This window comes from Vulcanisaeta sp. EB80 (assembly GCF_002078205.2).
Genome location: NZ_LCWN02000006.1, coordinates 15624 through 40472, shown reverse-complemented (window position 1 = coordinate 40472; position 24849 = coordinate 15624). Strand labels below are relative to the sequence as shown.

The window sequence follows — 24849 nt, the reverse complement described above, 5'->3', positions numbered from 1 at the left end:
ATGATCTCGGTGGCCCTAGATGAAGATAAACGTTACAGCCTGAATGACCTTAGAAGTATGTTTCAAAGTCAAAATATTAGCAGGGAGTGCGTAAAGCCTGTATACGACGAGTTTAAGAACTCCATCATCAATATTGAACCAGTAATTGAATATATAAGGGAGAGGTTTAGGATAGAGTCTCCCCCTCCATTAGTAGTTAATGATCATGTGCATGTAGGGCAGTGGATTATCCCATTTAAGTGGAAGTGCGACCAACACGAGATCCTTATCATTACTAAACCCAAGGTCGGTTGGGACGGCTTTAATAAGATGGTTCAGGAAGTCGTACAACTCCTCGAAACCCTGCGTAATCTCGAGCTCGTAGCCTTTGGCTTAAGAAATCTATTACCCAATATTGAGGATTACGTGATAGATCTGCTATACAGCCCATTAGTCATTAAGTATACCGAGGCGGCCCTCTCCGAACCTTTACCAGGGATTATTGAGTACAGGCTAATAATTAGTCAGGGACAATTTGGGAAGGTTGATGTAGCTAGGACCGCCGCGTTGCGATTAATGGGCAAACCGTTGATTGCATCTAAAAAGGCTACTCTTATCCATGCCTTACCGCCAATAATAATGTTGGTGAGGTTTCATTACAAACTTCTTACTAGGTTGATGAGACTCAGGGAATTATTAAGTGGTGTGGAGGATACCGATTTGCGGGGGTTAATAAGTAGTATAACATCGATTAGTAGAATTGATGAATTGATAAGAAGCCATAGGGCCATCTTAAGCATTGAGCCATTAGCAATGTATATAGATCACGCGCTGAGAGTAGGCATTGACGATGAAGAAATAATAAGTGAGACCGAGAGATTTAGTGGTGGTAATACGTGGCTTAGAACCCTTGCCGAGTTGTATAGGGCGTACATTGCTAGGTTGGCTGGGATTAAGTCGTTGTCGTGGGGTTCCGTCTTATTGGTACCTACGAGTAAGGTGTTTGAGCTTTGGGTATTGAGCCTATTACTTAGGGCATTCGATGTAAATGCTAACAATATCGAAATTTTGCATTCCGAGCCCGGCGGTGTATCAATAGGGCTGGGAAATGGAAATAATGTTAGGATCCACTACAACATAACCCATCGCAATGATTTGATAAGGCAATTAACGAATCAAAAGATTCTAAGGAGGGATGGCCTTAGGCCGGATTACGTAATTGAGCTTGGTCGGACAAGGCTTGTGGTTGATGCTAAATATAAATTTAAATTGGATATGAGCGATGTTGAGAGGATGATGGCGTACATTGTCGGGATCGCGCCGCAACTAAGTAGTGACGTAAAAGCGATTGGTATGTTTATAATGCTATCAAACAATGATGAACCAAAAATATATAGGTTCATTAGCCGAGGTGGATTGTTGGGAGAGGTTGAGTTATGGGTTATTAAAGTCAAACCTGGAAACCCTGACAAAAGCGTTGCCAGTTTAAAAGTTGCTTTTCATGAGGTAATCTCAAGATCCTTAGAGACGCACCTCAACGCCTTCACTAAACCATTCCTTATGTAAATTTCTGATTATGGCAATGCTAACGGTGACATCAGGATTTTATTAATAAAAATTATTAATGAGTTAAGTAGCAATGCAGTTAAACACTGCGTGATTAGGTTCGACGATGTATTTAGCAAGGCGGAACCAATTTGCGTAGATAATGAAGACTAGCCCTGGAAAGCATGCCAAGCATACTAAGGAGATCCTATGCTTTAAGTTACCGCATTATAAATAACACAGGCACGCCTTAACTCTACCATCAGAGACTTAGCAAAACGCGAGGCATTCACCGGGGATATAGGCAAACTATGTGGCGAAGTACCTTCCGAGTGGTTCCTGGGCGTGCCATGCATAATGCTTTACGTAGCTTACCAACTAGGTAGTGGTGGGAGGAGCTATAGAACAGGCATTAGCTTCTACGAAGACGTACTAACAAACTCACTAAACCTAGCCAGAAAAAGAAGAGGCGTGAAGAACGACGTAATAAACTTCATAATGCAGGAATTAGGTAGGGTTCAGAACGATAGAGAGTACAGAGGGCAGGTAATTGAACGAAAAATAGGCGCCGCAACACTACCACTAACCCTAGCCCTACTAAGAAACTGCAACATAACAGGCATATTCAAGAGAAACAGATACGAAAGAAAAATAACATGCTAACACCCCACAGAAACCCACAACCTACCCACTCCCTTTAGGGAGATTCATACTTGGCTTGCCATTTTGCATACCTTTGCTGTCCATTCTTCCTTCTACTCCCTTTAGGGAGATTCCACTATTCGCCGGTTCGTACAGACCTAAAGACACAAAAGCCTTCTACTCCCTTTAGGGAGATTCAGGTGAACGGTAGGTACATGTGTGTGGATCCCAAGCAGTGTTGGGATCCTTCTACTCCCTTTAGGGAGATTCTGGTGCTTGGACTGAGTACACGCCACCTGGGCTTGAAAAGTGGTTGTCCTTCTACTCCCTTTAGGGAGATTCCACATTAAGCACTGTATCACCCGACGCCCAAATACAATTGCTAATCAACCTTCTACTCCCTTTAGGGAGATTCTGGAGGCACTTCTGTGGGTCTGGGCATTGGACTGTTATCGCACGCCTTCTACTCCCTTTAGGGAGATTCCAACTGCCTGTCTAAGTACGATCAGAATTGTTTGGGTATTGCGTCCTTCTACTCCCTTTAGGGAGATTCCTTTGCATTTCCCTCATACGTTGTAACGGTTAGTGGCTTCTCCCTCCTTCTACTCCCTTTAGGGAGATTCGTTATGTTAGGGCATTGTTGGAATTAACAAGTCAATCAACGTGTAACTGCCTTCTACTCCCTTTAGGGAGATTCCTGGCCCCAACCATCACAAACCACCCCTCACGTTCTTCGTGATCCTTCTACTCCCTTTAGGGAGATTCACAATTGGAATCATGGCTTGCACAGCAATTACAATCGTTCGGTAATCCTTCTACTCCCTTTAGGGAGATTCCGAGTCATTAATTTATAAATTTCCTTATAAGCTTTTCCATACCCGTTTACGGACCTTCATCAGAGGGTTTATCCGCTTAATCGTGTTACGACTCGTTAAGCCTCTAACGGTCTGACGATCACGATACTCGTAAGTCTCTAACGAACAATTCAATTCCTCAATATCGTAGAGCCTCTGACGGTAGTTTTGCGTTCAGTTTTTCTAAATGATGTCGTTATTAATGACGTAGTTATGTGATGTTTAGGCTATTTGTGTGAATTTCACTAGGATTAATCAAAAACGTTGCTTTTTGCGTTGTTTGTGAGTTAAGTGAAAATAATAGGTATAGTTTGAGGTTTTAGAATCCAGCTAGGTACTTGGTTCTTTGGAAGGGCTTAGTCTGGGCAGTTTTTACTATAATAGCACGCCTTACACTTGGCCTTGTTCGTTGTTTTCGTGGGCATTCTTTGTTCTTCTAGGTGCCTTCTTAGTTCCATGATTAACTTCACAACTTGGGTTCTTAGGTTGGGTGTGACTTTAATGGCAATTGCTTTGCCCTGTTCTGGGTTTACGATTATTACGCCGTCCACCGTCATCTTCATGGTTTCCTCAACAGCCAATGCGTAGGCCGCGGCCTGTATTAATACGTGATTATACCTCGTGAACAATCCCCTCCTACTCACGGTTGAGATTTTAGACTCAATAATGAATGCGTGGCCCCTCTTAATCAGCACGGCATCCACTCTACCCACTATACCGAGTTTTCTAGACTTAACGGGGACCTCGGTGATTATCTCACCATCAAACCCACTACTCCTCAGGATCTCCTGAAGCTTCTCAGTGCTTGCCTTATCCTTTGCGTACCTCATGGACTCCGTCGGTGGTTCCCACATGGTTAATGCCTTTAGGTATGCCTGCCTTGGGCAGTACGCATATTCCTTAACGAGGATTATTGGTATGTAGTCCATTTAAATCACCAGTGGTTCATTGGGTATGTTTAGTTGTGCCGTGCCTAACTTTATTGCGCTGCTCAGGGTTTGGTTGTCCACCACGAGTATTACCACGGAATCCTCCCTACCCATCAACCTACTTATCGCCCTAGCGGCATCCTTCGCTAGAGCTCTCCCGCCCCTTGCGACGTATAAACTCCTCTGCACTCTCACGAAGCCCATGGACTTGAGCCTATTCATTATCTCAATCCTCCTCCTGTCATCGGTTATGTCGTAGGATACAATGACGAACATCTAGAACACCCAGGTGAAGCACTTGTAATCGCTTATGGAGCCCTCCCTAATTATTGATGCGAGGTACCAAGTCTCATGTTTTATATGTTCAATTAAGGGGGCCTTTCTACGTGTCCTTTGGCTCACGTACTCCCTATCTAGGTTATTAAGCACGAGTTTCGCAATAACCCTCCTACTATCGTAATCGAGGAGCCCATTGATCAGCTTAATACCTAAACCATCAATGCCCATGACCAAGGGCTTATCAACAGCAATTGGCCTAAAGGGTTCGACAAAGTCGAAGACCAGGGATGGCTTACCGCTCTTTAAACTATGTAATACACCGAGGTATGGGTCGAGACCAGCCATGAGTAGATACTTCTCGGCCGCTGAGTAGAGAATTCCATAACCGTAATTGAGGGCAACGTTCATGGAATCTACAGAGTCAGGGTTTCTACCATGGAACCCGAGGTTTTGCGGTAGGAATACTGCTATGGCGTCCCAGTACTTGTTTGCGGCTTGAGCCTCAACACTCATTATTGCGTCTGTGGTTAAGTCCTGGATTTTAGCATTCATCAACTGTGCAGCCATTGACGAGAGCATGTATGAGACCTCGTTAAGCGAGGTCTCACTGCGATTCCTAGCCAAGTACCTAACTAACCTGGCTTGGTTCTCAATCTTGCAACCAACGATCCTCCTAGCCAACTCAAGCCTAACCTCCTTACTTAGGAACAGTTCGTACTGCCTAACCCTAGTGAGCACAGTCTTATTAACGACAGGTGGGAAGAGCATCGCGATTGGGTGGCCCATTGGGTCCAGGAAGGTCACATTGATCCCCCTGGATGCAAGCAGCCTAATTGCCTTTGACGATATCGAAACTCTCGATGAGGCTATGATTACGGACTCGATATTGGGTGGTGCAACCCCAACCTTACCATCCCTACCAACAATTATCACAGAGCCTTTCCTAACGCCAATCCTCGTCCCAGGCTCGACTACATATAACACCTCAACCATGGCAAACACCGTAGAATGGACACGTCTTCGGGCAATTACCAGCCACGCCTGGGTCATCGCCATGCTCAATTATCCTAGCAACGTAATCCCTAAGGTCAAGAACAGCCCTCCTCAACCCATCATCAACCCTAACAACCCTCCACACAAACCTAACACCACCATTAACGCCTATGTGAAGCACAACACCAATATCCACCGGATGCCCAACCCAAGCCTCAACAGCGAGCGCGTAAGCAGCGATCGCCAGATCCTTCCTACCCATTGACGAATCGTCATTACCCGGCAACGAACTCACAATCTCAACAGGTATAAAACCAACGAGAAGGTCAGGCCTCACGAAGTCGGAGAATCCAATTAACGCACCAGGTATCAACGGCTCGACACTAACCGGCACACCCTCCTCACGCACCTGCAACGCCAAACCCACAGCTTTCATGAAAACCTCATACAACGCATCCCTATGCCTAGCACCAACATCACCATAATCATTAATTACTTTGTTAAATAATGAATCAAGCTCGGAAAACGAGGAGAAGCCGTACCTAAACGGAGCCAGAAAGACCTCATGAACAAGCCTACCAAAGACCAAGATATCGCTACTCGAAATGTTTACCTTAGCGACACGCCTAAGGTAAACATCACGCTTTGTGGAACAGGGTGACGTAACCTCGGAAACACTAGGTCTAACACCATGCCTAGGCGCAACAGCATCCCTAAACCAACCCCTAACCTCCGCATACGAACCACCCTCCATCGTAACCCTCACATAATCCCAAACCCACCTAGGCAAGACCATACAAAACAATGAAGGCAAGCAAACTTTTATTCTCAATCTAGATAAACAAATCAATAAATTGAGAAGAAAATCAAAAGAATGAGAACAAACTACAGGGGCTTAACATCGCGGTGAACGATCTTAATGAAACCGAAGCCGAGGGCCCTATTCTTACCAACACCGAAGAACTCCGCAACATTGAGCAAGGCATTGAACAAACCAACATTCTCCGTGTAAGTCACGTACTCCGCAACACCGCGGAAAGCCGGCATAACCCTACCACCACCCAAACCAACCCTCAACCTCCTAACCCTAAAACCAACAACCTCCGTATTAAACACAACATCCCTAACAAAACCCTTAACATCAACATTATTAATCACACCACCAAGCCAATCACCACCCCTATCAAAAACAACCTCACTACCACGAACAAGACCAACCAAGGAACGAGCAGCCGAAGACAAAAACCTAGCAGGACTCGGCCAAGTTATGTAACGACTCCTGAAGGTGAAAACAGTGGGCCAGAACTCAACACCCCAATTAACAACAGCCCTACCGCCAACATCGTTATTAAGCTTAAGCTCATGAACCTCTACACCAAAAACCCTAACAACCTCACCACTACTAAGCACATACATATCACGAACAAAGGCATTAACCACCCTACCACAATCAACCAAACCACACACAAACGAAACCCTAAACCAATAAGCAGAACCAGGGACAAGCCTATTCACAACACGACCACCAACATCGAATATGGGACTAACCGAGAAAGGCTTCACAGCACCATGAGGAACCCTGACACCAACACCCTCAAGAACCTCACCAACAAGCCTACTAAGAAACCGACCACACCAAGAACCAAAAACAACCTCCCAATCAACGCCAAACCTAACAACCAAACCAACACCAAGCACTATAGTCACCGTATATTTCTGTTTTTATTAGCTACCGTACCATCTGCCTCGTTCAACAAACCGGCTATTGCCATTATTGCCGGCTTATGTGGATAGAATACATTACTGAGTAAGAAATTCTTGAGTTCTTTATCTAAAAATATTTCGATTTCAAATTTACTTAATTTATTTTTTAATTCGTGCATTATTTTCTTGCCAAGATCACTTTGTACATGAGTAAGCCCATAGTTAATAACCTCGTTTAATTGATCAATACAATCTTTATATACATCAATCCTCTCCTTTTTCATGTTTATAATATAATGAGCGTGCTTGTAAGGATCAGCCTGTGCATAATGATGAAGAAGTATTGGAAACGTCAATAAATCAAGAAAAAGATTTTCAATGCCGTCTTTCTTAATTAGCTTAAACGCGATATTGCGTATTGCGGTTGCTGAGAGAACTTCATGTCTGCTAAAGCCATGGCTTGGCATTTCCTGGTATTGTTTATCTACCTTACCTAGATCATGAAGTAAACCAGCTAGTAAGATCGCATCGTGCACCAAGTCCTTACTCGCACCAAGCCTTGCACTGATTGTATTAATGACGGAGTTCGTAAGGTATGCCGAGTCTTTAAATATATATTCAGCAATGTCTATTGAGTGCCTACTAAACTCTTCAGGCTTTTCCTCATTCTTCATTGGATAATATGCATAACAAGTCATAGAGTCTCACCGAGACAATTCTCTCTCAAAATTATGATAGGGCCTGCCTTGTATTTTTTGATAAAACTGCTGTATGATTTCTCATCCCCATTAATAAAGCCCCTTATTAAGTCGTTATCGTTAACTTGCTCCCTGAATATCTCATCACGCCTTACCTTAATATAGCCCAACCCTTCTACGCACTTACTTATTCTTTGAAGATTTCCGAGATCGCTTGTGAATGAATCAAGGATTATATTTTCATAAGCATCGCTAATAAAGTTTGACAAACCTTTTGTATAAACCTCAACAATAGGTTCCCTAACAAGTGAAAAGTCCTTACTCTCGAAGAACGCGTCCAAGATGTTACTAGGTATAAATACGAAGTTAAATATGTTCCATAACTGTTGCTGGTACTTCCTATCTAATTCGATTGGCTTGATAAAAACGTCCTTCATCAATTCCTCATATCCAATACACCCATCCAAATCAAACGGTACTCGCCAACAAATATTACTATTCCTCCTCAAATAATCCACTAAATTCCTATTGTTCTTTTCGAAACCATCTACTAAAATAACCTTACCCTCGCACTCCTTATTAATATCCCTACAGACCCTACCCATACGCTGTATAAGTGCAAGGGCATCAGTCGGTGTAGTTATTAATGCATCAAACGACACATCAACACCAGCCTCAATCGCGCTAGTACCAACAAGTATCTCATATTTACGCAGGTTATCAATTATTTCCAGTCTCTCCCTCCTAGTTCGCATTGAGTGAATAACGCCAATGTTAAAACCTCTCTCACGAAGCATGCGGTAAACCTGCATCACCGCATTAATATTATCAAGGATAATAAGTACACGTTTTAGACCTACATTCTGCAATAGATCGGTGGCTTTTTTCACAATAGAATCAAGCCGATACTCTATGAACTCAAGCGTGTATTTTATTCTAGTTACCTTCTCCACGAAGTCATCATCCTCCACAACAATTTCTCTACCCCTACTTACGTTACTCCCAGCCTTTTTCCCAAGCCTAACAATAACGAAATCATTAACGGCCTTGACCAACTCTTGCTTAATATTCTGTGGAATCGTAGCGCTCATTACTATGAGCGGGTTACCCATCTTCCCAAGAAGCTCAATGCTTGTCAGGAATACACTACCAACCTTCTCCTCAGAGGCGAATAAATGAGCCTCATCAAATATCACGCTCGAAACGTAAATCCGAGTAAATGGAATATAGTAGTGCTTCTTCTCGTTATAAAGCTCCGTTATTGGGAACTTGAAGAAATTATGGGCAAAGGAATCCATGGTGGTGATCGTATAATCTGCATCAAAGAATGGCTCCTTCCTAATATTGAGGATTCGAATACCTGCTTGGTACGCAACCGTCCCATTAATCTTGCCATTAAACCTCTTTGCCAAATCCTCAACTATAGCGCGGAGAGGCAATACGTGAATGATCCTATCCTCAGGTCCAAGTTTCTTAATTAACTCGTATAACCTTATACCCGCCGTACTTTTACCATAACCCGTTGGTAACTCGATTATAAGGTGTTTTTTACCCTTCTCGAATAAATTAATTACCTCAGTTATTGCAATTCTTTCTGCCATGCAACCACCTTCATGCTTAACAACTTGGATTTTAACTTAGCCCACCCTTCAGCACCTAAGGCTTTATTCATATCTTCATCAAATGAGCCAGCAACTATCGACCTAACCGTGTAGTATATATGGCGTAAATCCTTACCTATTGCGTAAGCAAATATGTTACCTCCAATAATGTTCGCTAAATTAGCTACGTAATTTTCAACATCGTGCCTACCACCAGAATGATACGTTTGAAGTGATTTAGCTATGTCAGCCAGCGCATCTGCAACTCTCATTTTTAGAACTACTTTAGCTAGGTTAGTCAAATCATAAGTCGTAACTCCACTTTCACTAACCCTATGAAGAACCAAGGCACCATTATTTACTAAATCCATAATTTCGCTATAAATTTGGTCGTACCCATGTTTACCTCTTAATAACTCAAATAATTTATCAATGGCAAGTCCACTCAAGAGCGTTAAAAAGGCGGTTTCGCCCAACTTATGATTTCCGCCTTGGCGTTGAATTTCCTCATGATATTTCATAAAATCACGAATACCGAGATAAAACTTCCTAAAGCCATCAATATCTAACACTTTATTATAATAGTGCAGATAGTAATTGGGCTCTACCAGAAGGAATGCATTCTCACCCCTAGCAATTCTTGTTAAATACATACCGAGTTCGTAAAGACCCAGCACGTAGCTTCGTGCTTTAAGGATATCACGAACCACCCTTCCACGCCCGCCCCAAATCCTTACATACTCCTTAAATTCATAATCCATGAAGAAGCTTGTATTCAATTTTTCTTCCTGATCACTACTTATTTTCGTAAGAATTTCCTCGAGCTCCTCTTTTTCAGCTTCGACTGCTTTTTTCAACCTGGAATTGCCGACTTTCTCGTATCTCTTCTCTACATCACTCATTAAACTATCGACAAGCCCTTTAACATCATCCAGGATTGGTAATGGATTATCAATTGGCTTATTAAATGGATCTTCACCGGTCGCATACACAATCGCGAATCGAACAAACCGCGCAAATGAGAGATGCCTGAATTCCATAAGGTTATTTAAATCGAGGAGTACGGCGCTCGACTCAGAGCCTCTTCTCGAGATTCTCCTACGATCTTTACTCATTATAAGATCACCTCCTTGGGTGTTACTACGCACTCGTTTGATCCGTTAATCGGGAGGTTAATAATGATTGCATTATCGAGATCGGGATGGTACTGTATTTTATCACTGTATATTGGTATTGGTATTATGAATTCCTCTTTTATGAGATTACCATTGATTACATTGTTTAAAATCCATGACGTGGTATTTTCTGGACGCCCTTTCATTAACCTGGCTGGTATGTAAAATCGTGTTTCACATTTATCGTAGGTATTAATGATCATTTTTTGTAATTCGTACATTTCCACATCATATATAATTGCTATATCCTCTTTACGCCCAATCCTAGTTATTAACCACGTATATCTGCTTATATTTTTGTTATCCGTAATGTATAGTAAGTAAGATGGGGTTACGAAAAAGGTCATTGACCTTGAACTTACGCCCCACATATTTTGTAACGCTTCGTCGTATAAACTCTTACATGCTATATCGATATCCTCAACTTTGATACCACTGTTTCTTTTACTTATGTAATCTAGGCACTTTACGACATTTTCCTCAGTTAGCCACCTTGCTCGTTGTGGTCTTTGATACGTAAGTCCGAGGTCTCTCTCGAGGGTTGTTGCTTCAGTGTATGGTGGTACCCAGAACAATGCATATCTAACACCCCACCTCTCGTATGCCTCTTTAACTAAGTCTTGAATCGATATTTCCTCACTAATTACGTTTTCTACAAACCTCTTAATGGGATACATCAGGGCGCCTATGAGCGTTAATGGGCTAGGTACAGGCACGGCTTGCGATGACAATACGTAAGGCGGTAAAACAGAGAACGTGAGGATGTCGGTCTTTACTAGTACGACGTATAAGTTTTCATTTTTAACAGGCATGATTAGCACCTTGAATAATGCTTAGGCAGTTCCATCCTTCGTTTGCCCTAATACTTCATTCTTTACTTTATCTATTAGGGAATTTATGTCATTAACCCGTTCAATAATTTTCTTAGCTTCATCGGATTGAGGCACCCAGTTGAATTCATTATCTAGATAGAATATCTTCACCGTTGCGTTAAACATTTGCTTGAATCTGAGGGCTCTCGTCACGGTATCTTCTAAATACCATGGCGCTAATGCGCCGTTACTATCCTGTCTTACCTTAGGTGGAGATACGACGAATGGGTACGGGTGTGAAACTACAGCTACCGCGCCCAGAGGTTCCATTTGTGGGAAGTACCTACTCTTCTTAGCACCTACGTAACCGCCGTTGATCATTAATGCGAGTGCTTCAATTGCTAAGGTGATTCTATCCTTTCTATTATTTACGACTATTTTATTACTATCTACTCTCCCTATCCCATCAACGTCTATATTAGTAATTAAGGTATAAATGGCCGACCCGCTCTCGACATTAAATATCATCTGCTCCTCTTTTCCATACCTAACGTGAAACTGCGGCATTGGTGATACATGGCGTGCACTGTCAGCGTCGGGAATTAAGTAACTGAATTGGACACGTGAGGTTCTCCTGACCGCTTGGCCCCCGCCAGGAGGTGCAGCCATGAAACCTGTTATGTCCTCAACTGCACACTCTTGAATCCTCGCACCAACATCCTTCAACTCATTGGGTCTCTTCGGGAAGCCACCTAACTCCATGTAGCTTCTACACATATCACAAACTGGTATGTTCCTACTAACGGCGAGATCCGTCAAAGCCCTCATATACGCATTAGCCACTGATTGCCCGCTTACTACGGGTAGGAATTGTACCTCATACCTAACATTGCCATCCTCAAGCACTTGCCTAATGATTGGAGCGGTCCTGTGACGTGCGTAGTTGCCTACGCTCTCGACCATGTTCATGGCCTCCACATTAACCCTAAACCTAAAGCCGAAGGACACGAAGACCATGTCAATCACCTTACTTGCCTTCCCCCTTCTCGGGCTGATGTGTCTGTTGCTGTGGTTGCTTCATCTTTTCCGCCCTAATTAAAGCCTTGATAGCTATTTCCCTCATGACCTCGGGATTCTTCTTTGCAATAGCCACGAAAGTATTGAATTCCTCCTCACTAGGTATTGTGTATCCCTGGCTCTTGGCATATCTAATGGCATTATATAATGAGCCTAGGGCCACCGAAATATCTGGAGTAGTTGCTAAAACATCAAGGGGTCCATACATCTTGTCAGAAGCAAGCCTAGCCAACATGTCAATTATATTACCAAGAAACTCCTTACTCTCCTGTTGTTTCTTCTCCTCTTCTTCCATACAAGTGATTAACCCGCTTATGTTTTTAAACTTCACTTGGATTCACATATCCGATTATGGTTGTTTCTTCTCCGTCTTTGGAGAAGTTGAATAGGAGGTGTGTTGTGATTAGTGTTGGTTTGTATCCGGGTAATGCGAAGGTTGCGTTGGTGAGTGTTGGGCTTTATGATGGTGATATGGTTATTCTTGTGAATAGTGAGCCCAGGGTTGTTCCTGAGAACGTGATTAGGGGTAGGAGGAGGCAGCCCACGGAGACCATGGAGTCATTGCATAAGTTCGTGGGTGAGGCTTTCGAGGGCTTGAGTATCGAGGTTAGGGATGCGTGGTTGGACCCGAAGCTCGGACTTGTGGCTAACGTGGCTATGCTGAGGAGCATCATTGAAAGTTATGCTCCTTGCGATGTCGTCATTGCCATGGCTGGTGGGCTTAGGTGGTTGTCCTCGGCCCTCATGTTCCTCGCGGTTGCCCTGAATACGGTTGGTGGGTTCGTTGGTGTTAGGGTTGATAGGGTGTTCACGATGCTTGAGGAGGAGAGCCCGAGTATTAGGGCCTTGTTTAGGGGTGTGGAGAGGATTGTTGAGTGGCCCTTCGTGCCCGTGATGGCGGAGTTGACGGAGGAGGAGTACAGGGTGTTGAGACTCGTGGGTGATGGCATAAACAAGGCAAAGAGGATTAAGGAGGAGTATAACGCGAGGTACTGCCAGGGCAGGAAGGAGTGTATCTCACTACCAACGATAGAGAGGGTACTCATCAAGCTGAGGAGGAAGGGGCTCGTGAATTATGAACCGACAGGCAAAGCCTACAGATGGCACTTAACACCCATGGGACAACTACTCGTAGAAAAACCGTCAGAGTCTCTACGTTATTGAGGAATTGAATTGTTCGTCAGAGTTTTTCGTGCATCGTAGTCGTGAGATCGTCAGAGGCTTTACGAGTCGTGCATCGACTAAGGGAATAAACCCTCTAACGAAGACCAACAAACGGAACCAGAAAACCTTATAAAGAAGTTTATAAATTAATGACTCAGAATCTCCCTAAAGGGAGTAGAAGGGCAGTACGCCGTGGAGAATTGGTCTAACATCAAGGGCAGAATCTCCCTAAAGGGAGTAGAAGGGCAGTACGCCGTGGAGAATTGGTCTAACATCAAGGGCAGAATCTCCCTAAAGGGAGTAGAAGGTGTCTCTTCCGTACCAAGGCGTGGTGATTATACCTGCTGACAACGGTGGAATCTCCCTAAAGGGAGTAGAAGGTGCTCAAAACCTCGTTTGCAGCATCAACATCGTCCAGGTCTAGGAGAATCTCCCTAAAGGGAGTAGAAGGAGTTTTCGTTTTCAGCAACCTCACTATTCCTAACCAGTCTTTTTGCCGTGGAATCTCCCTAAAGGGAGTAGAAGGTGGATACGGCAACTGACTGTACCTCAGTAAACCTTGTTTGCACGAATCTCCCTAAAGGGAGTAGAAGGTAACGAAATTATCCAACCGAGTTTGTGGAATAGCCGTAGGACAAGAATCTCCCTAAAGGGAGTAGAAGGGATGTTAGGTATAAGGTGGCTTTTAAAGATGATGAAATCAACGAATCTCCCTAAAGGGAGTAGAAGGAACAACGGACATATTATGTACCTATTGAGTGATGACTTACCGATCCCAGAATCTCCCTAAAGGGAGTAGAAGGAGATTGCCACTTGGTACTTTGCGTTGTCGTATGCATTCTTTAAGATTGAGTGAATCTCCCTAAAGGGAGTAGAAGGACTTTGCTGAAATGCATGATGCTTACACATCATTACTATACCCTAATGCAGAGGAATCTCCCTAAAGGGAGTAGAATATGTAAACTTTAATGGTGTGTGGCGTGGTTATTGGGTTAACGAGTGCGATGCCGACTACAGCGTCAGTCGCTGCCTGTGGTGTTGGCTAGCCGTGATTTGGTTGTTTGTGTCGGGGTGTTTGTTGTGGTGTTTAGGGGTTGGTTTGTCTCGTTTGGGTGGTGGTTGTGTGTTGTTATGTACTTGCTGTGTAGTTCCTCGTGGGGCTGTTGTAGAGTTTAGCGAGTTGAGTGTAGTGCTCGTAGTGGTGGTAGGCGGTGTGGTACATGCCCATGTAAGCCGGCGTGAAGGGTGCCGTGGTTGGTCATTCACAGGCTGGGTTTTCCTCCTGTAGGGGTCGGCGTTAGTCACCATAGGTGTGGTTTTTGGTACTGTGTGTCCTGTGCTGGCTATTGTGGTGGTTGGGATTGGGTGTTTGTGGTTTGGGTTGTTTGCCAATGCTTCATGTATGCTTCTTTGCGTTTGTATGCGGCGTAGAGCAAAGCCGCGAATGCGTCTGGTGTCTTGTCGATGTACTCCCTATAGAGCTTCCTAGCAAGCCTATAGAGTTCCTCGGCTTCCTCGATTGTTAGGTCGTCCTTATCAACGAGCTCAAGGAGCCTCTTCCGCTCAGCTTCCGTGAGTGGGTTGGTTGCGGTTATGGTTGAGGCTAAGCTCTTGATTACAGCCCTTAGGAACCTTGCCTCGTTTGGGTCTAGGACGCCCTTCACGCCGAGGTAATCAACAATAGCCTCACCAACACTGTCAATAGCATCGGCGAGCCTATTGAATCCGCTCCTCATCTCGCTCTTTAATTCACTCCTGGTGTCTTTCTCGAACTTGTACATGAAGCCAACTATGGTGACGATCCCCACTAGGAACTCGATGAGACCATAGTCCATGCGGAATACCCAGTTTAGGTGTTACGCCCTGCTTTAAAAACCAATGCCTCGATAAAGACCATCGTGTATTCGACGCAGGCGCTAGTTAATGCACCGCATAAGACACGGGACACTGACGAGTTCGAGAGGTTGGCAAAGAAGTTCTGCAGTGAGCATGCTGGTAAGGTGGGGAACGCATGGTTGGTGCTTTACTACGTAGGGCGATACGTGGGATGGTCTGTGGGAAGCACGGCGAAACTAACGCCACTCGACCCAACACTCCTCACTGGCTGTTGTGGCGAAGACCGCGATGGTTAGTCTTATAAACACTCGAGTGATTAATCACTAGCATGATTGACGTGATAGTGAAGCAGGTCAGGCTAGTGATCCACGGCTCAAAAGCCCTCCTTAGGAGCGGGGGTGGTGTCCCATGACGCCTGACGAGGTGCTCGCAGACATGCCATTAATCCAAGCCTCGTTACCGTATTATATTAAGATTGGCAGGGCATTCTTGGGCATGATCAAAGCCTTAATTATCGGCAACATTAACGCTTATATCACCAACTCAATAGCCCCAATGTGCACCCTCTGGGTCGCGGTAAGGGCGATACCCACAGGAGTGGTGGTGAGGCATGGGTGTGTTGAGGACGATCGCTAAGGCGATTGCGTACGCATTCATTGCCTTATTCGCCATCTTATTGCTCCTAGGGTTTGTGGGGTACCTATACTACGTGAGCCAAATGAGTCGGCTAAAGCCCCAGTTAATCATGAGCCAACCAGCTGGTTTAGCTTACAACGGCCCAAATACGACTGCACTTGCTGGTTACTACTGCATAGAGGGCATTAACTCAAGCGGTGGGTACTCAATCCAGTTAAACGCCATGCTTAGCAATGAACTGTGGGTTCAGAGCACGTATAAGCCATCCGTCTTCTCTAATGATGTATGGTCGAACACACTCTTGTATCTTAATAATCTTCATACTATTAATACGCCTTGTGCCTGGTTAATCATTGCCCTGAGGAATGGAACTGCCTACTTTGGTTACAGTCTCGATGGTAGGCACGTTGTTTGGTATGACTCATACCCCGTGAATACCACGTACATAATAGCATCCCCATCCACAGATATTGTCCTGGTGGGAACAGGTAATGAGACGCTAGCCCAGTTGGGTAATGGGACGACGCTAGTCAGGCTAGCCCTCTACTACTGGAACGGGACTGATTGGACACCAGCACCAGTAAGCACCTACACGACGAGCGCTTCAGGAACTATTATCTACACGGGAGCCGTGAATCATGCGTATGTCTACACGAGCGGCGAATGTAGTGGCATTGTCTCATGGCCAAACCCACTTAATAATACCCAATGCCCTGCACCACCGAGCTTCACACCACAGCCACGACCACAGCCAATCCTCGTCGCAAACCAACCAGCTGGTTTAGCCTACAACGGGCCAGGCACGACCGCATTGGCCGGCTACTACTGCATTGTTGGTTTGAACTCAAGCAATGGGTTCTCGATCCAATTAAATGCTGAGTTGAACAATGGGTTGTGGATACAGGATGTGTATGGAACGGAAAGTAATAGTAGTACATCACTGACAATTTTTGATACTAACGTGTGGAAGAGCGAGGCTACGTATTCGGAATTGAGTCATGCTAAGGGCACGAACTATATTAACGCTTCATGTGCCTGGTTGGTCATGGCGATAAGGGATGGTAATGCATATTTCGGCTTCAGTCTCAATGGTAAGGATATCATCTGGTATGATGAGTACCCAGTGAAGGATACGGTGATTGAGCCCGGTGTCGGTACAGAACTAGTGCTGGCTGGTTATGGGAATGGAGCACAAGCACAATTGGGCCGTGGTACGCTAGTCTACTTGGCACTGTATTACTGGAATGGGGCTGGTTGGGTGCCGGCGCCGGTGCGTGTCCTCACGCTGTACGGTGCGGAGAATCTCACTTCTACCGCGGAGACTGTGAACCACGCGTGGGTCTTCACGAATGGTACCTGCAGCGGCTATGCCGCCTGGTTTGGGTGGAACAGCACGAATCCAAGCGTGCCAGCTCTGCCAACAGGGCTTGAGCCTATTTGTCCGATGCCTTCATTGCAAATACCGTCCTCGCTACCCTCATTGTATAATAATAAATTCTATGTTTATATAACGGTCGTGAATGACACGGTTGGTGTGTACTGGCAGGTGAGTTCTTCGAATGAGGGGTATGGGAGTAATTCTAACGTGTATAATGCAAAGTTGCGAATTATTGGTCCGGTGGATATATTGACAGCGTCAGTAAATAGTACGAGTTTGTACGAATGTACAATAAGCCCATCAAGCGTGATTGTGCGGAACGGCAGTTATTACACATTTACAGTTAATTGTTTCTATAAGTCACAATCTCACCCGTTATCGGTTACCAAATTGGTTACCAACGCCCCAGCGGGTATTGAGTACGTGGGACCGCCAACGACGGCATTGGCTGGTTACTACTGCATTGAGGATATTAACACGAGTAATGGGTACTCGATACAGTTAAGCGCCATGTTGAGTAATGGTGTGCTGGTGCAGAACTCATACGGCACGTTTGTTGAGGAGTCCGTCAATGGCGGTCCGTGGGTTACATACACGGCATTAAGCGATAGTGTGTGGTCAATGGGTGCAAGCCCACAGCTCATTCATGGGAATAACCCAGGCAACGATATAGTGAATGCGCCGTGCGCCTGGCTCATCACCGCCCTTAGAAACGGGGTTGTATACTTCGGCTACTCCCTCGATGGTAGAAGCATTAATTGGTATGACTCATACCCCGTGAACGCTAGCTATATAGTACCAACAATGCTTGGTTACACAAACATCGCCCTAGGCTCAGGCAATGGTGAAGAGACTCAGCTAAGCGGAGACACCCTCGTCTACCTATCTCTCTACTACTGGAACGGCACCGGTTGGGCGCCAGCCCCAGTCACGCTTGCAGGACAATACGCCACTGGGGAGGCTGTTAACCACGCCTACATCTACACGGACGGCTCATGTGGTGGTGTGGTTAGTTGGCCTAATCCAGTTAATAATACTCAGTGTCCGGTGCCTGGTTTTGAACCATAGGGAGTTTGTGAAAGGGGTTAGGTCGATCTCGGGCGTGTACGATGTGGTCGTGATGTTCCTGAGGGTTGTGGGCAGGGTTACCGTAGAATGGTTTAAGTAATCCATGATACTTGTCGGGGATGGTCTTCATGGGCGCCAGATGTCTTGAGTTATTCGGTGATACTGCGCAGAGGGCGTAAGCTGAATCTCAATCCCCTAACTCTTAAGCCGGTTTCGATCTTTACATGCAGGTTAGTCTCACTTGTTTTCTTTCAAAAATGTGGGTTGTGTTGGACGCAATGCTTTAAAGGGTGTGTGGTTCTGTGGTCTTTGTTTATGGGTGTTGTTGATATTGGTTTTGTTAGGGATAGGGTTAAGGCTGTGCTTGATGAGGTGCTTAGGTTCTATTCGGGTAAGGAGGAGGTTGTGGTGAAGATCCTGGCGGCTATCTTAGCCGGTGGGCATGTGCTCCTTGAGGATAAGCCGGGTGTTGGGAAGACCTTCCTAGCCAAGCTCATGGCTAAGGTTCTTGGGTTAAGCTTTAGTAGGATTCAATTCACCCCAGACCTCCTACCGAGCGACATAGTAGGTACTAAGGTTTGGAGGCCTGCCGAGGGTAGGTTTGAAACCATTAGGGGCCCGGTGTTCGCAAACTTCGTGCTGGCTGATGAGATTAATAGGGCTCCACCCAAGACTCAGGCTGCCTTGCTTGAGGCTATGGAGGAGCTTCAGGTCACGATTGAGGGTGAGACACATAAACTCCCTCAACCATTCATAGTGATAGCCACCCAAAACCCCATTGAGTATGAGGGAACCTACCCACTCCCAGAGGCTCAGCTTGACAGGTTCATGGTTAAGCTGAGTCTCGGTTACCCCGATGAGGGTGAGGAGGAGGAGTTACTCAACAGGAGGATTAAGTGGATGACCGATGACCCAACGGGCTACGCCACAACCGTGATGAACGCCGATGAGTTACTGGCCATTAGGCAGTTCATTGAGGGTAGGGTGAGGGTTGATGGGGAGGTGATCAAGTACATTCTCTCATTTAGGAGTATTAGGGATGATGATAGGGTTATGGCTGGCCCAAGCCCAAGGGGGCTGCTCTCGTTAATGAGGATTGCCAGGGCTGTTGCGGTTATTGAGGGCAGGGACTACGTCATACCCGACGACATAAAGTTCATGGCGCCGGACGTCCTTGGGCATAGGGTCGTGCTCAAACCCGAGTTAGCCCTGGAGGGTGAGGTAAGTGGTAGGGACGTGGTTCTAGAGTACGTTAATAAGCTACCCGTGCCCAAGTGATTCAAATGGTTAAGGAAGTCGCCAAGTCATACTTTACATTGCTCGCAATACCAATAGTACTCTCCGTGCTAGCCTTCATAGGCACGGTGAAGGAGCTCCTAATACCCGTCATATTCTCCGTGCTCATGGTCGCCCTCGCACTGTACACGGGGGATGATGAGCCCCAGGTTTACATTGAGCTGGCTTTAAGTAGGGATAGGGTCTTCGTGGGTGATGAGGTTGAGGTTAGGGCTAGGGTTAGGGTTAAGGGTGGCTTCGGGCTATTATCCATAGCCCTACCACCAGCCTCGTACAGGGATAGCAGGGACTACGCGAGGTACACCGAGAGCCTAGAGGTGACTAGGGGTAACTCTGTGCACGTGGTCTTCAAGGGCTTTAGGAATCTCGAGAGGGAGTACGTGGTGAGGATCAAGGCACTTAGGAGGGGTAGGTTTGAGCTTGGGCTTGTTAGGTACACCTACCACCACATGTTCGGCATGAGGGTTATTGAGGATTCGTGGGATAAGGGGCTTAGGTTAACTGTGCTCCCGAGGTACAGGATAATTAGGAGGGGTGTGGGTAGGATTAAGCCATCCCTCGTCACGCCCAGGGTCACACCAATAAGGCTAGGTCCCCATTCCACGGACTTCATTGAGGTTAGGGAGTATGTGCCAGGCGACCCGTTCAAGTTCATCAACTGGAAGGCCTCGGCCAGGTCTACTCAGGGTAAGTTGCTGTCCAATGAGTATGAGAGGGAGGGGCTTAGGACGGTGGTTTTCCTGGTCGACGTCTCAGAGAACATGAGGTATGGGCTACCCCACGAGAACCCACTCGAATACTCAATCTACCTAATACTCTCCCTAGCCAAGGCCCTGATCAGGTACGGCTACAACGTAGGCCTATGGACCCTGCCCGACACGGACATCTACGTAATGCCCTCGTCTGGTCAGACACAGTTCTACAGGCTACTAAACGCGCTGCTGATCATTGAGGGGATTAGGGAATCTGAACCTGAGGATTACCTGGACCCTGGGTTGTTGAGGATTATTGCCGAGTCTAAGCCAATACTGATACTCCTAACCAACATGGCCGACGGGCAGTCCGTGCGCAGGTTGAGGAGTTACCTATGCCGGGGTGATGAGGGTAGGTGCAGGGGCTTGGGCAGGGTCTTAATAATAGATGTAGTCCACAGTTCAATAACCCACAGGGAGTTGCTGAGCAAGTACATGGAAACCCCATGCCTCGGAATCGCCCCAAGTAGGGCTAGGCTGTATAGGGCACTGCCAAGGTGGACCCAGGTTGTTACCTGGGACCCGCTCTGCGAGGGTGTTGGGGGTCTGGTGGCTAGGTTGATGCCTAGGATTAGGTGGTTGTCATGAGGATCGCCTCACTAGCCCTAGCCCTACTACTACCGTTAACACCATTCCTAGCACTCCAGTTCCTGGCGAAGTACCCAAGCCTCGTTGTATACGTGGGGCTCGTGATAGTGGCCCTAGTGGGTGTAGTGGGCCTGGTTAGAGGTAAGGGGGTTGGTTACGCTGGTTTGGTCTCGGCATTGATCTCAAGCCTCCTAGTGGTATTGAGCATGGGTTACATACCTTACTTCACCCACTTCACTCTAGGCGTCATAAAGTACTCCGCATTACCGTACCTAGGGGTGTCCATTGCAGCCAGCCTATGCGCCCACTTCCTTGGGAATGCCTACGAGGTGTCTAAGAGGTTTGAGGCGGCAATGAGGAGTTATGGTCATGACCCGAGGGAGGCCAGGGAGCTTGACGCAATGAATGCCTGGGCCATTGCTGTGGGTGGGGTCCTCCTGGCGTTTTCACTAGCCCTATACGCACTTATGAGGGTTGCGAGGGTGTTTGAGCTATCCCCAATGCTGGCGGTGGCCGTGTTTATCGTGGTTTACCTGGTGTTGATGGTCATAGCCATGGTGCATTCCCAATCCATTAGAGGCAAAGCTTAAAATACCGAGTACCCTTTTAGGTAATGCTGAGAATGCTTAGTTTTTCATCACTAACCAGGGCTCTAGCCGTGTTATTCGTGGCGTTCTTAATATTGACAATAATAGTGAATAAATTCGTGGGCTACCTCTTAAGGATCGGGAATATTAATCAACTGCAAGGACTCGTAAACCAGTATTCACTTAAAATCGCCTACTACGTGGCCCTAATTATGACTAACCCGCTTGGTTTAACGCAAATAACCAGAGGGCTCGTTCCCCCTATTGAATCGGTGTTGGTGTACCTAGTCATAGTGCTCACGCTGCTTTTCATACTCACACTAATGCTACTGGCCGGCGTTGAGGACCTGAGGGGCTCATTACAGCTCATTAGGGTTGATAGGGTGGCTAGTATGCCGCTGCTCGGCTCAGCAGCATTAATGATTGGGGGACCGGCGTTGGCTATTGGTGGGTTGGTGTTGCCGCTATTCGCTAACGTTAAGCCCATTGTAACGTCGGGCGTTAGGTTTACGTTGAGTTCGGGAATGGCAACTCTCACGCTACCCCTGCCTTGGACCATGGTGCTGGGTTACGAGCTTTGGCTAGTGGGTGTTGTGGTGTTGGGCATTGTGGTCACAGCTACGTTACTGCTAAGGCTTAGGCGGGGTGGCTTCGCGGGACGTGGTGCCCTATCAACAATAGGTGCACTACTGCTCACGGGAGGCTCCGTATATGCCTTCGCAAACCCGCTGTTCGGTTTCCTAATAGCCACAATCGGCTCAGCTATACTGAGCCTGGTGGGGGTTGGACCATGAGAAGAAGTTACCTACCGGTGCTCTTTCTAATAGTGGCCTTGCTCATAACCTGGGTCCTAATGAACTCGATACACCTCCTGGTGGTGACGCCCAGCGGCTCCAGCGGCTCCGCTAACCTGGGCCTGGGTAAGGGCTTGGGTTTGAGGGGCTTCGGGATGGGTTGGGTTGGCATTGGAATTGGGCGGTTTGGGTTCGGTTCAGGTTTGTCCGGGTTTGGGCATGGGCTACGTGGATTCGGCTTCAGCTTGCCCTTCACGGGCTTAACCATTGCGCTACCGATAATAAACGTGGCTATGCCTAAAGTTAATGTGACCATGCCTAATGTTAATATGACTATGCCCAAGGCTAATGTGGGTATGCCCTTCACGGGCCTAACAATCACATTACCAATAATACAATTACCGGGAATACACGTGCTGCTAGGAGGCGGAGGAGGTGGGGGAGGGGGTGGGTCGGGTTCAGGTTCAGGTGCGGTTGGTCAAGGTGCCGCGGCTAGCCAGGGTACCACGGTTAAGGTGACCACCGTGCATGTTGTCAGCATAACCATGCAGTGGTTGATTTACCTACTCATAGCCATTATCGCCATTTTAATCGCATTCTCGCTAATAACCACTCTGAGGAACATGGGTGGAGCTAGGGCAACCGTGAAGGAGGAGACCAGTGAAGAGGCTAAGGGTAGGAGGGTTGTGGAGAAGCCGTTGGTTAAGGTTGAGGGGAAGCCCACGAGTACCGTGGGTGAGGAGTACCAGCAACCCAACTTGGGCGGTGTCTTCGTGCCGCTTAGGGGTTGGGGTGGTGGTAAGCTGATTAAGTTCGGCATTGATGTAGACCTACCACTGGTGTGGAGGGTTAATGAGCCACTACCCATTGAGGTAGCCCCAGGCGTCGCCGTTTCAGTAAGCCCTGAGGGGGAGGTTGGGGGTGGTTATGTTATCTTTAGGGGTGTTGGTTGCCATGAGGTGTCTGCTAGGCTTGGTAATGAGGCTGAGGTGCACAGGGTACTTGTGGTTGACGACTACACTAGGGAGGTGGTGGAGGTTTTCGAGAGGAACATTTTGAGGGGTGATGTTGATCATAGGGTGATGACGCCCAGGGAGATTTGTAGGGAGTTGGGTAGGAGGGGGTTGTTGGGCGATGGGGATTGCCTATCGTGGAGTAGCTTAAGGGTCTTTGAGGATGCCAAGTACGGTGGGTACGCGATGGATAGGGCTAGGTATGAGGAGTTCGTGAGAGGGCTTTATAGGTTGAGGGAGTCTTACGTGAGGTGGTGCGCTTGAAGGCGAGCTGGAGGGGTTATGCAGTAAGGGCGGCAGTCATAGCGGTAATCTACATACTGCTCAACGCCCTGGCACTGAGAGTACAGGCACCAGCCCTCTTAAGGCTCGTAGCCTTCATTAACGGCGTAATACTGCTACCATTAATACTTTACTACGCCATCAAAACCATCGGCAACCTAATTGCCGAAAAAGCCGTTGGCAAGGGCTTAGGATTAATAGGCCTAGCGCTAATGGACCTGGCAGCCCCAGCCGCCGGCCTATACATCGGCTTCAGCAACCTAGCCTCCTCCATAGCGCAGTTCGTTAAGCCACCCACCTACTTAACCCCGGCTTTAACGGCACTCTACATGTTGGCACTCGGCCTAATGATTAGGAGGTTCGGCAAGAATGACCTGGGTGGTGCGGTTAGCGATGCGGTGTCTGGTGTTGGGGTTGCGGTGTTCATCTACGGCTTCGCTGGGTTAATCTACCTGGCATCAAGTCCGCTGGCCATGCCCTTCGAGGTCTTATCCCTCACGGTGGCCGCCACCTCACTGGCGATGCTGGGTGGTTTACGTAACCCGCAGGTGCTTGAGTTGAAGCCCCTATTCAACAGGGTTAATGCTATAATCTTCATCATAGCCCTCACCCTAGCCCTAAGCAGCATACCCAGCCTAGCCAGTTACTCAGGCTACATAGACCTAGCCGGCTTAGTGGCGATGCTGGGACTTACGGGTGAGACGGCGTATAGGGTTTATAGGGCGCACAGCACGAGCTTGGAGGGGATACGTGAGAGGGTCTACGCTGAGCATGAGAGACAGAGGGATGTGAAGGCAACACAGGAGGATGAGGTGCTCCAGCGTGCGTTAGACGACTTCATCAAGTACGGCAATAAGGAGGATTTAATCATGTACGCAACCCACATGTTAACCCTCTGCGACAAAGACCTACTCGAGATAAGGGATGCGCTGGGGGAATTAATCAAATACAGGGAGACCCTAAACACCAACACCAGGTGGATCTGGAACCCAGGTAGGGTTGAGGAGATCATGAGGGAGGAGATGTCGAGGAGGCAGGCGATTGCAAGAAACGTCATGGGCGAGATTGCAAACTGCCGCAACACCAAGGAACAAAACCCAACCTCACCCACCCAAAGGTGACTTGCCTTCTTTAAGTAAACCATGGATTACGCAACCATATTAAACA

General features: G+C 46.8%; 24 protein-coding genes and 2 CRISPR repeat arrays. Of the genes, 12 read left to right on the top strand and 12 right to left on the bottom strand.

What is annotated here, in order from left to right; all coding sequences use genetic code 11:
* Entirely contained in the window at positions 1-1545 is a 1545-nt protein-coding gene (locus B7L70_RS02235) for a hypothetical protein (RefSeq protein WP_143701499.1), read from the top strand.
* A gap of 324 nt (positions 1546-1869) precedes the next feature.
* Positions 1870-2187, top strand: coding sequence for a hypothetical protein (locus B7L70_RS02230; protein WP_081226271.1), 318 nt, complete (start codon positions 1870-1872; stop codon positions 2185-2187).
* Between the two features lie 21 nt (positions 2188-2208).
* Positions 2209-3002: direct repeats of the CRISPR family, unit length 25 nt; unit sequence CCTTCTACTCCCTTTAGGGAGATTC.
* Positions 3003-3376: 374 nt separating this feature from the next.
* Here B7L70_RS02230 and cas4 read toward each other — a convergent pair.
* The 11 genes from cas4 to B7L70_RS02175 form a co-directional block, all read right to left on the bottom strand.
* Positions 3377-3949 carry a CRISPR-associated protein Cas4 gene (gene cas4 / locus B7L70_RS02225; protein WP_081226270.1) on the bottom strand — a complete coding sequence of 191 codons (573 nt, stop codon included), beginning with the start codon at positions 3947-3949 and terminating at the stop codon, positions 3377-3379.
* Positions 3950-4225 carry a CRISPR-associated endonuclease Cas2 gene (gene cas2 / locus B7L70_RS02220; RefSeq protein ID WP_081226269.1) on the bottom strand — a complete coding sequence of 92 codons (276 nt, stop codon included), beginning with the start codon at positions 4223-4225 and terminating at the stop codon, positions 3950-3952.
* On the bottom strand, positions 4226-5221 hold the full coding sequence (gene cas1, locus B7L70_RS02215; RefSeq protein WP_081226288.1) for a CRISPR-associated endonuclease Cas1: 996 nt from the start codon (positions 5219-5221) through the stop codon (positions 4226-4228).
* Positions 5214-6017 carry a type I-A CRISPR-associated protein Cas4/Csa1 gene (gene cas4a / locus B7L70_RS02210; protein ID WP_081226268.1) on the bottom strand — a complete coding sequence of 268 codons (804 nt, stop codon included), beginning with the start codon at positions 6015-6017 and terminating at the stop codon, positions 5214-5216. Before cas4a ends, cas1 begins: the two co-directional genes overlap by 8 nt.
* An 89-nt stretch (positions 6018-6106) precedes the next feature.
* Positions 6107-6919, bottom strand: coding sequence for a CRISPR system precrRNA processing endoribonuclease RAMP protein Cas6 (gene cas6, locus B7L70_RS02205; RefSeq protein WP_081226267.1), 813 nt, complete (start codon positions 6917-6919; stop codon positions 6107-6109).
* A gap of 5 nt (positions 6920-6924) precedes the next feature.
* Entirely contained in the window at positions 6925-7599 is a 675-nt protein-coding gene (locus B7L70_RS02200; protein WP_162009072.1) for a CRISPR-associated endonuclease Cas3'', read from the bottom strand.
* A gap of 20 nt (positions 7600-7619) precedes the next feature.
* On the bottom strand, positions 7620-9224 hold the full coding sequence (gene cas3 / locus B7L70_RS02195; protein ID WP_081226265.1) for a CRISPR-associated helicase Cas3': 1605 nt from the start codon (positions 9222-9224) through the stop codon (positions 7620-7622).
* Positions 9203-10339 (bottom strand): hypothetical protein, encoded by a 1137-nt coding sequence (locus B7L70_RS02190; RefSeq protein WP_143701497.1) that lies wholly within the window; start codon positions 10337-10339, stop codon positions 9203-9205. Before B7L70_RS02190 ends, cas3 begins: the two co-directional genes overlap by 22 nt.
* Complete coding sequence (gene cas5a / locus B7L70_RS02185) at positions 10339-11211, bottom strand: type I-A CRISPR-associated protein Cas5a (RefSeq protein WP_143701496.1); 873 nt, start codon at positions 11209-11211, stop codon at positions 10339-10341. Before cas5a ends, B7L70_RS02190 begins: the two co-directional genes overlap by 1 nt.
* A 21-nt stretch (positions 11212-11232) precedes the next feature.
* Positions 11233-12228: a DevR family CRISPR-associated autoregulator gene (locus tag B7L70_RS02180; RefSeq protein ID WP_143701495.1), complete on the bottom strand. Its 996-nt coding sequence runs from the start codon at positions 12226-12228 to the stop codon at positions 11233-11235.
* Between the two features lie 10 nt (positions 12229-12238).
* Positions 12239-12583, bottom strand: coding sequence for a hypothetical protein (locus B7L70_RS02175; protein WP_081226261.1), 345 nt, complete (start codon positions 12581-12583; stop codon positions 12239-12241).
* A 56-nt stretch (positions 12584-12639) separates the two neighbouring features.
* On the opposite strand from B7L70_RS02175, the gene B7L70_RS02170 reads away from it, so the two are divergent.
* Positions 12640-13452: a CopY family transcriptional regulator gene (locus B7L70_RS02170; protein ID WP_238376048.1), complete on the top strand. Its 813-nt coding sequence runs from the start codon at positions 12640-12642 to the stop codon at positions 13450-13452.
* A gap of 157 nt (positions 13453-13609) precedes the next feature.
* A CRISPR array of direct repeats spans positions 13610-14409; the repeat unit is 25 nt; unit sequence GAATCTCCCTAAAGGGAGTAGAAGG.
* Positions 14410-14795: 386 nt separating this feature from the next.
* Here B7L70_RS02170 and B7L70_RS02165 read toward each other — a convergent pair.
* Positions 14796-15287 (bottom strand): hypothetical protein, encoded by a 492-nt coding sequence (locus B7L70_RS02165; protein WP_081226260.1) that lies wholly within the window; start codon positions 15285-15287, stop codon positions 14796-14798.
* Positions 15288-15350: 63 nt separating this feature from the next.
* Here B7L70_RS02165 and B7L70_RS02160 point away from each other — a divergent pair, with 63 nt between their 5' ends.
* The 9 genes from B7L70_RS02160 to B7L70_RS02115 all read left to right on the top strand — a co-directional run bounded on the left by B7L70_RS02160 (position 15351) and on the right by B7L70_RS02115 (position 24803).
* Positions 15351-15584 (top strand): hypothetical protein, encoded by a 234-nt coding sequence (locus B7L70_RS02160; RefSeq protein WP_081226259.1) that lies wholly within the window; start codon positions 15351-15353, stop codon positions 15582-15584.
* Between the two features lie 112 nt (positions 15585-15696).
* Positions 15697-15924, top strand: a complete 228-nt coding sequence (locus B7L70_RS02155; protein WP_081226258.1) for a hypothetical protein — start codon at positions 15697-15699, stop codon at positions 15922-15924.
* Positions 15899-18370: a hypothetical protein gene (locus B7L70_RS02150; RefSeq protein WP_101940212.1), complete on the top strand. Its 2472-nt coding sequence runs from the start codon at positions 15899-15901 to the stop codon at positions 18368-18370. The genes B7L70_RS02155 and B7L70_RS02150 overlap by 26 nt, the downstream gene beginning before the upstream one ends.
* 315 nt (positions 18371-18685) lie before the next feature.
* The gene (locus B7L70_RS02145; RefSeq protein ID WP_081226256.1) at positions 18686-19648 is read left to right on the top strand and encodes a MoxR family ATPase; all 963 of its coding nucleotides are present in this window, start codon (positions 18686-18688) and stop codon (positions 19646-19648) included.
* A 5-nt stretch (positions 19649-19653) separates the two neighbouring features.
* The gene (locus B7L70_RS02140) at positions 19654-21006 is read left to right on the top strand and encodes a DUF58 domain-containing protein (protein ID WP_081226255.1); all 1353 of its coding nucleotides are present in this window, start codon (positions 19654-19656) and stop codon (positions 21004-21006) included.
* Positions 21003-21596, top strand: a complete 594-nt coding sequence (locus tag B7L70_RS02135) for a hypothetical protein (protein WP_081226254.1) — start codon at positions 21003-21005, stop codon at positions 21594-21596. Before B7L70_RS02140 ends, B7L70_RS02135 begins: the two co-directional genes overlap by 4 nt.
* A 23-nt stretch (positions 21597-21619) precedes the next feature.
* The gene (locus tag B7L70_RS02130) at positions 21620-22387 is read left to right on the top strand and encodes a hypothetical protein (RefSeq protein WP_081226253.1); all 768 of its coding nucleotides are present in this window, start codon (positions 21620-21622) and stop codon (positions 22385-22387) included.
* Complete coding sequence (locus tag B7L70_RS02120) at positions 22384-23664, top strand: DUF4129 domain-containing protein (RefSeq protein ID WP_143701494.1); 1281 nt, start codon at positions 22384-22386, stop codon at positions 23662-23664. The genes B7L70_RS02130 and B7L70_RS02120 overlap by 4 nt, the downstream gene beginning before the upstream one ends.
* Positions 23652-24803, top strand: a complete 1152-nt coding sequence (locus B7L70_RS02115; RefSeq protein ID WP_081226250.1) for a hypothetical protein — start codon at positions 23652-23654, stop codon at positions 24801-24803. Before B7L70_RS02120 ends, B7L70_RS02115 begins: the two co-directional genes overlap by 13 nt.
* Positions 24804-24849: the final 46 nt, after the last annotated feature.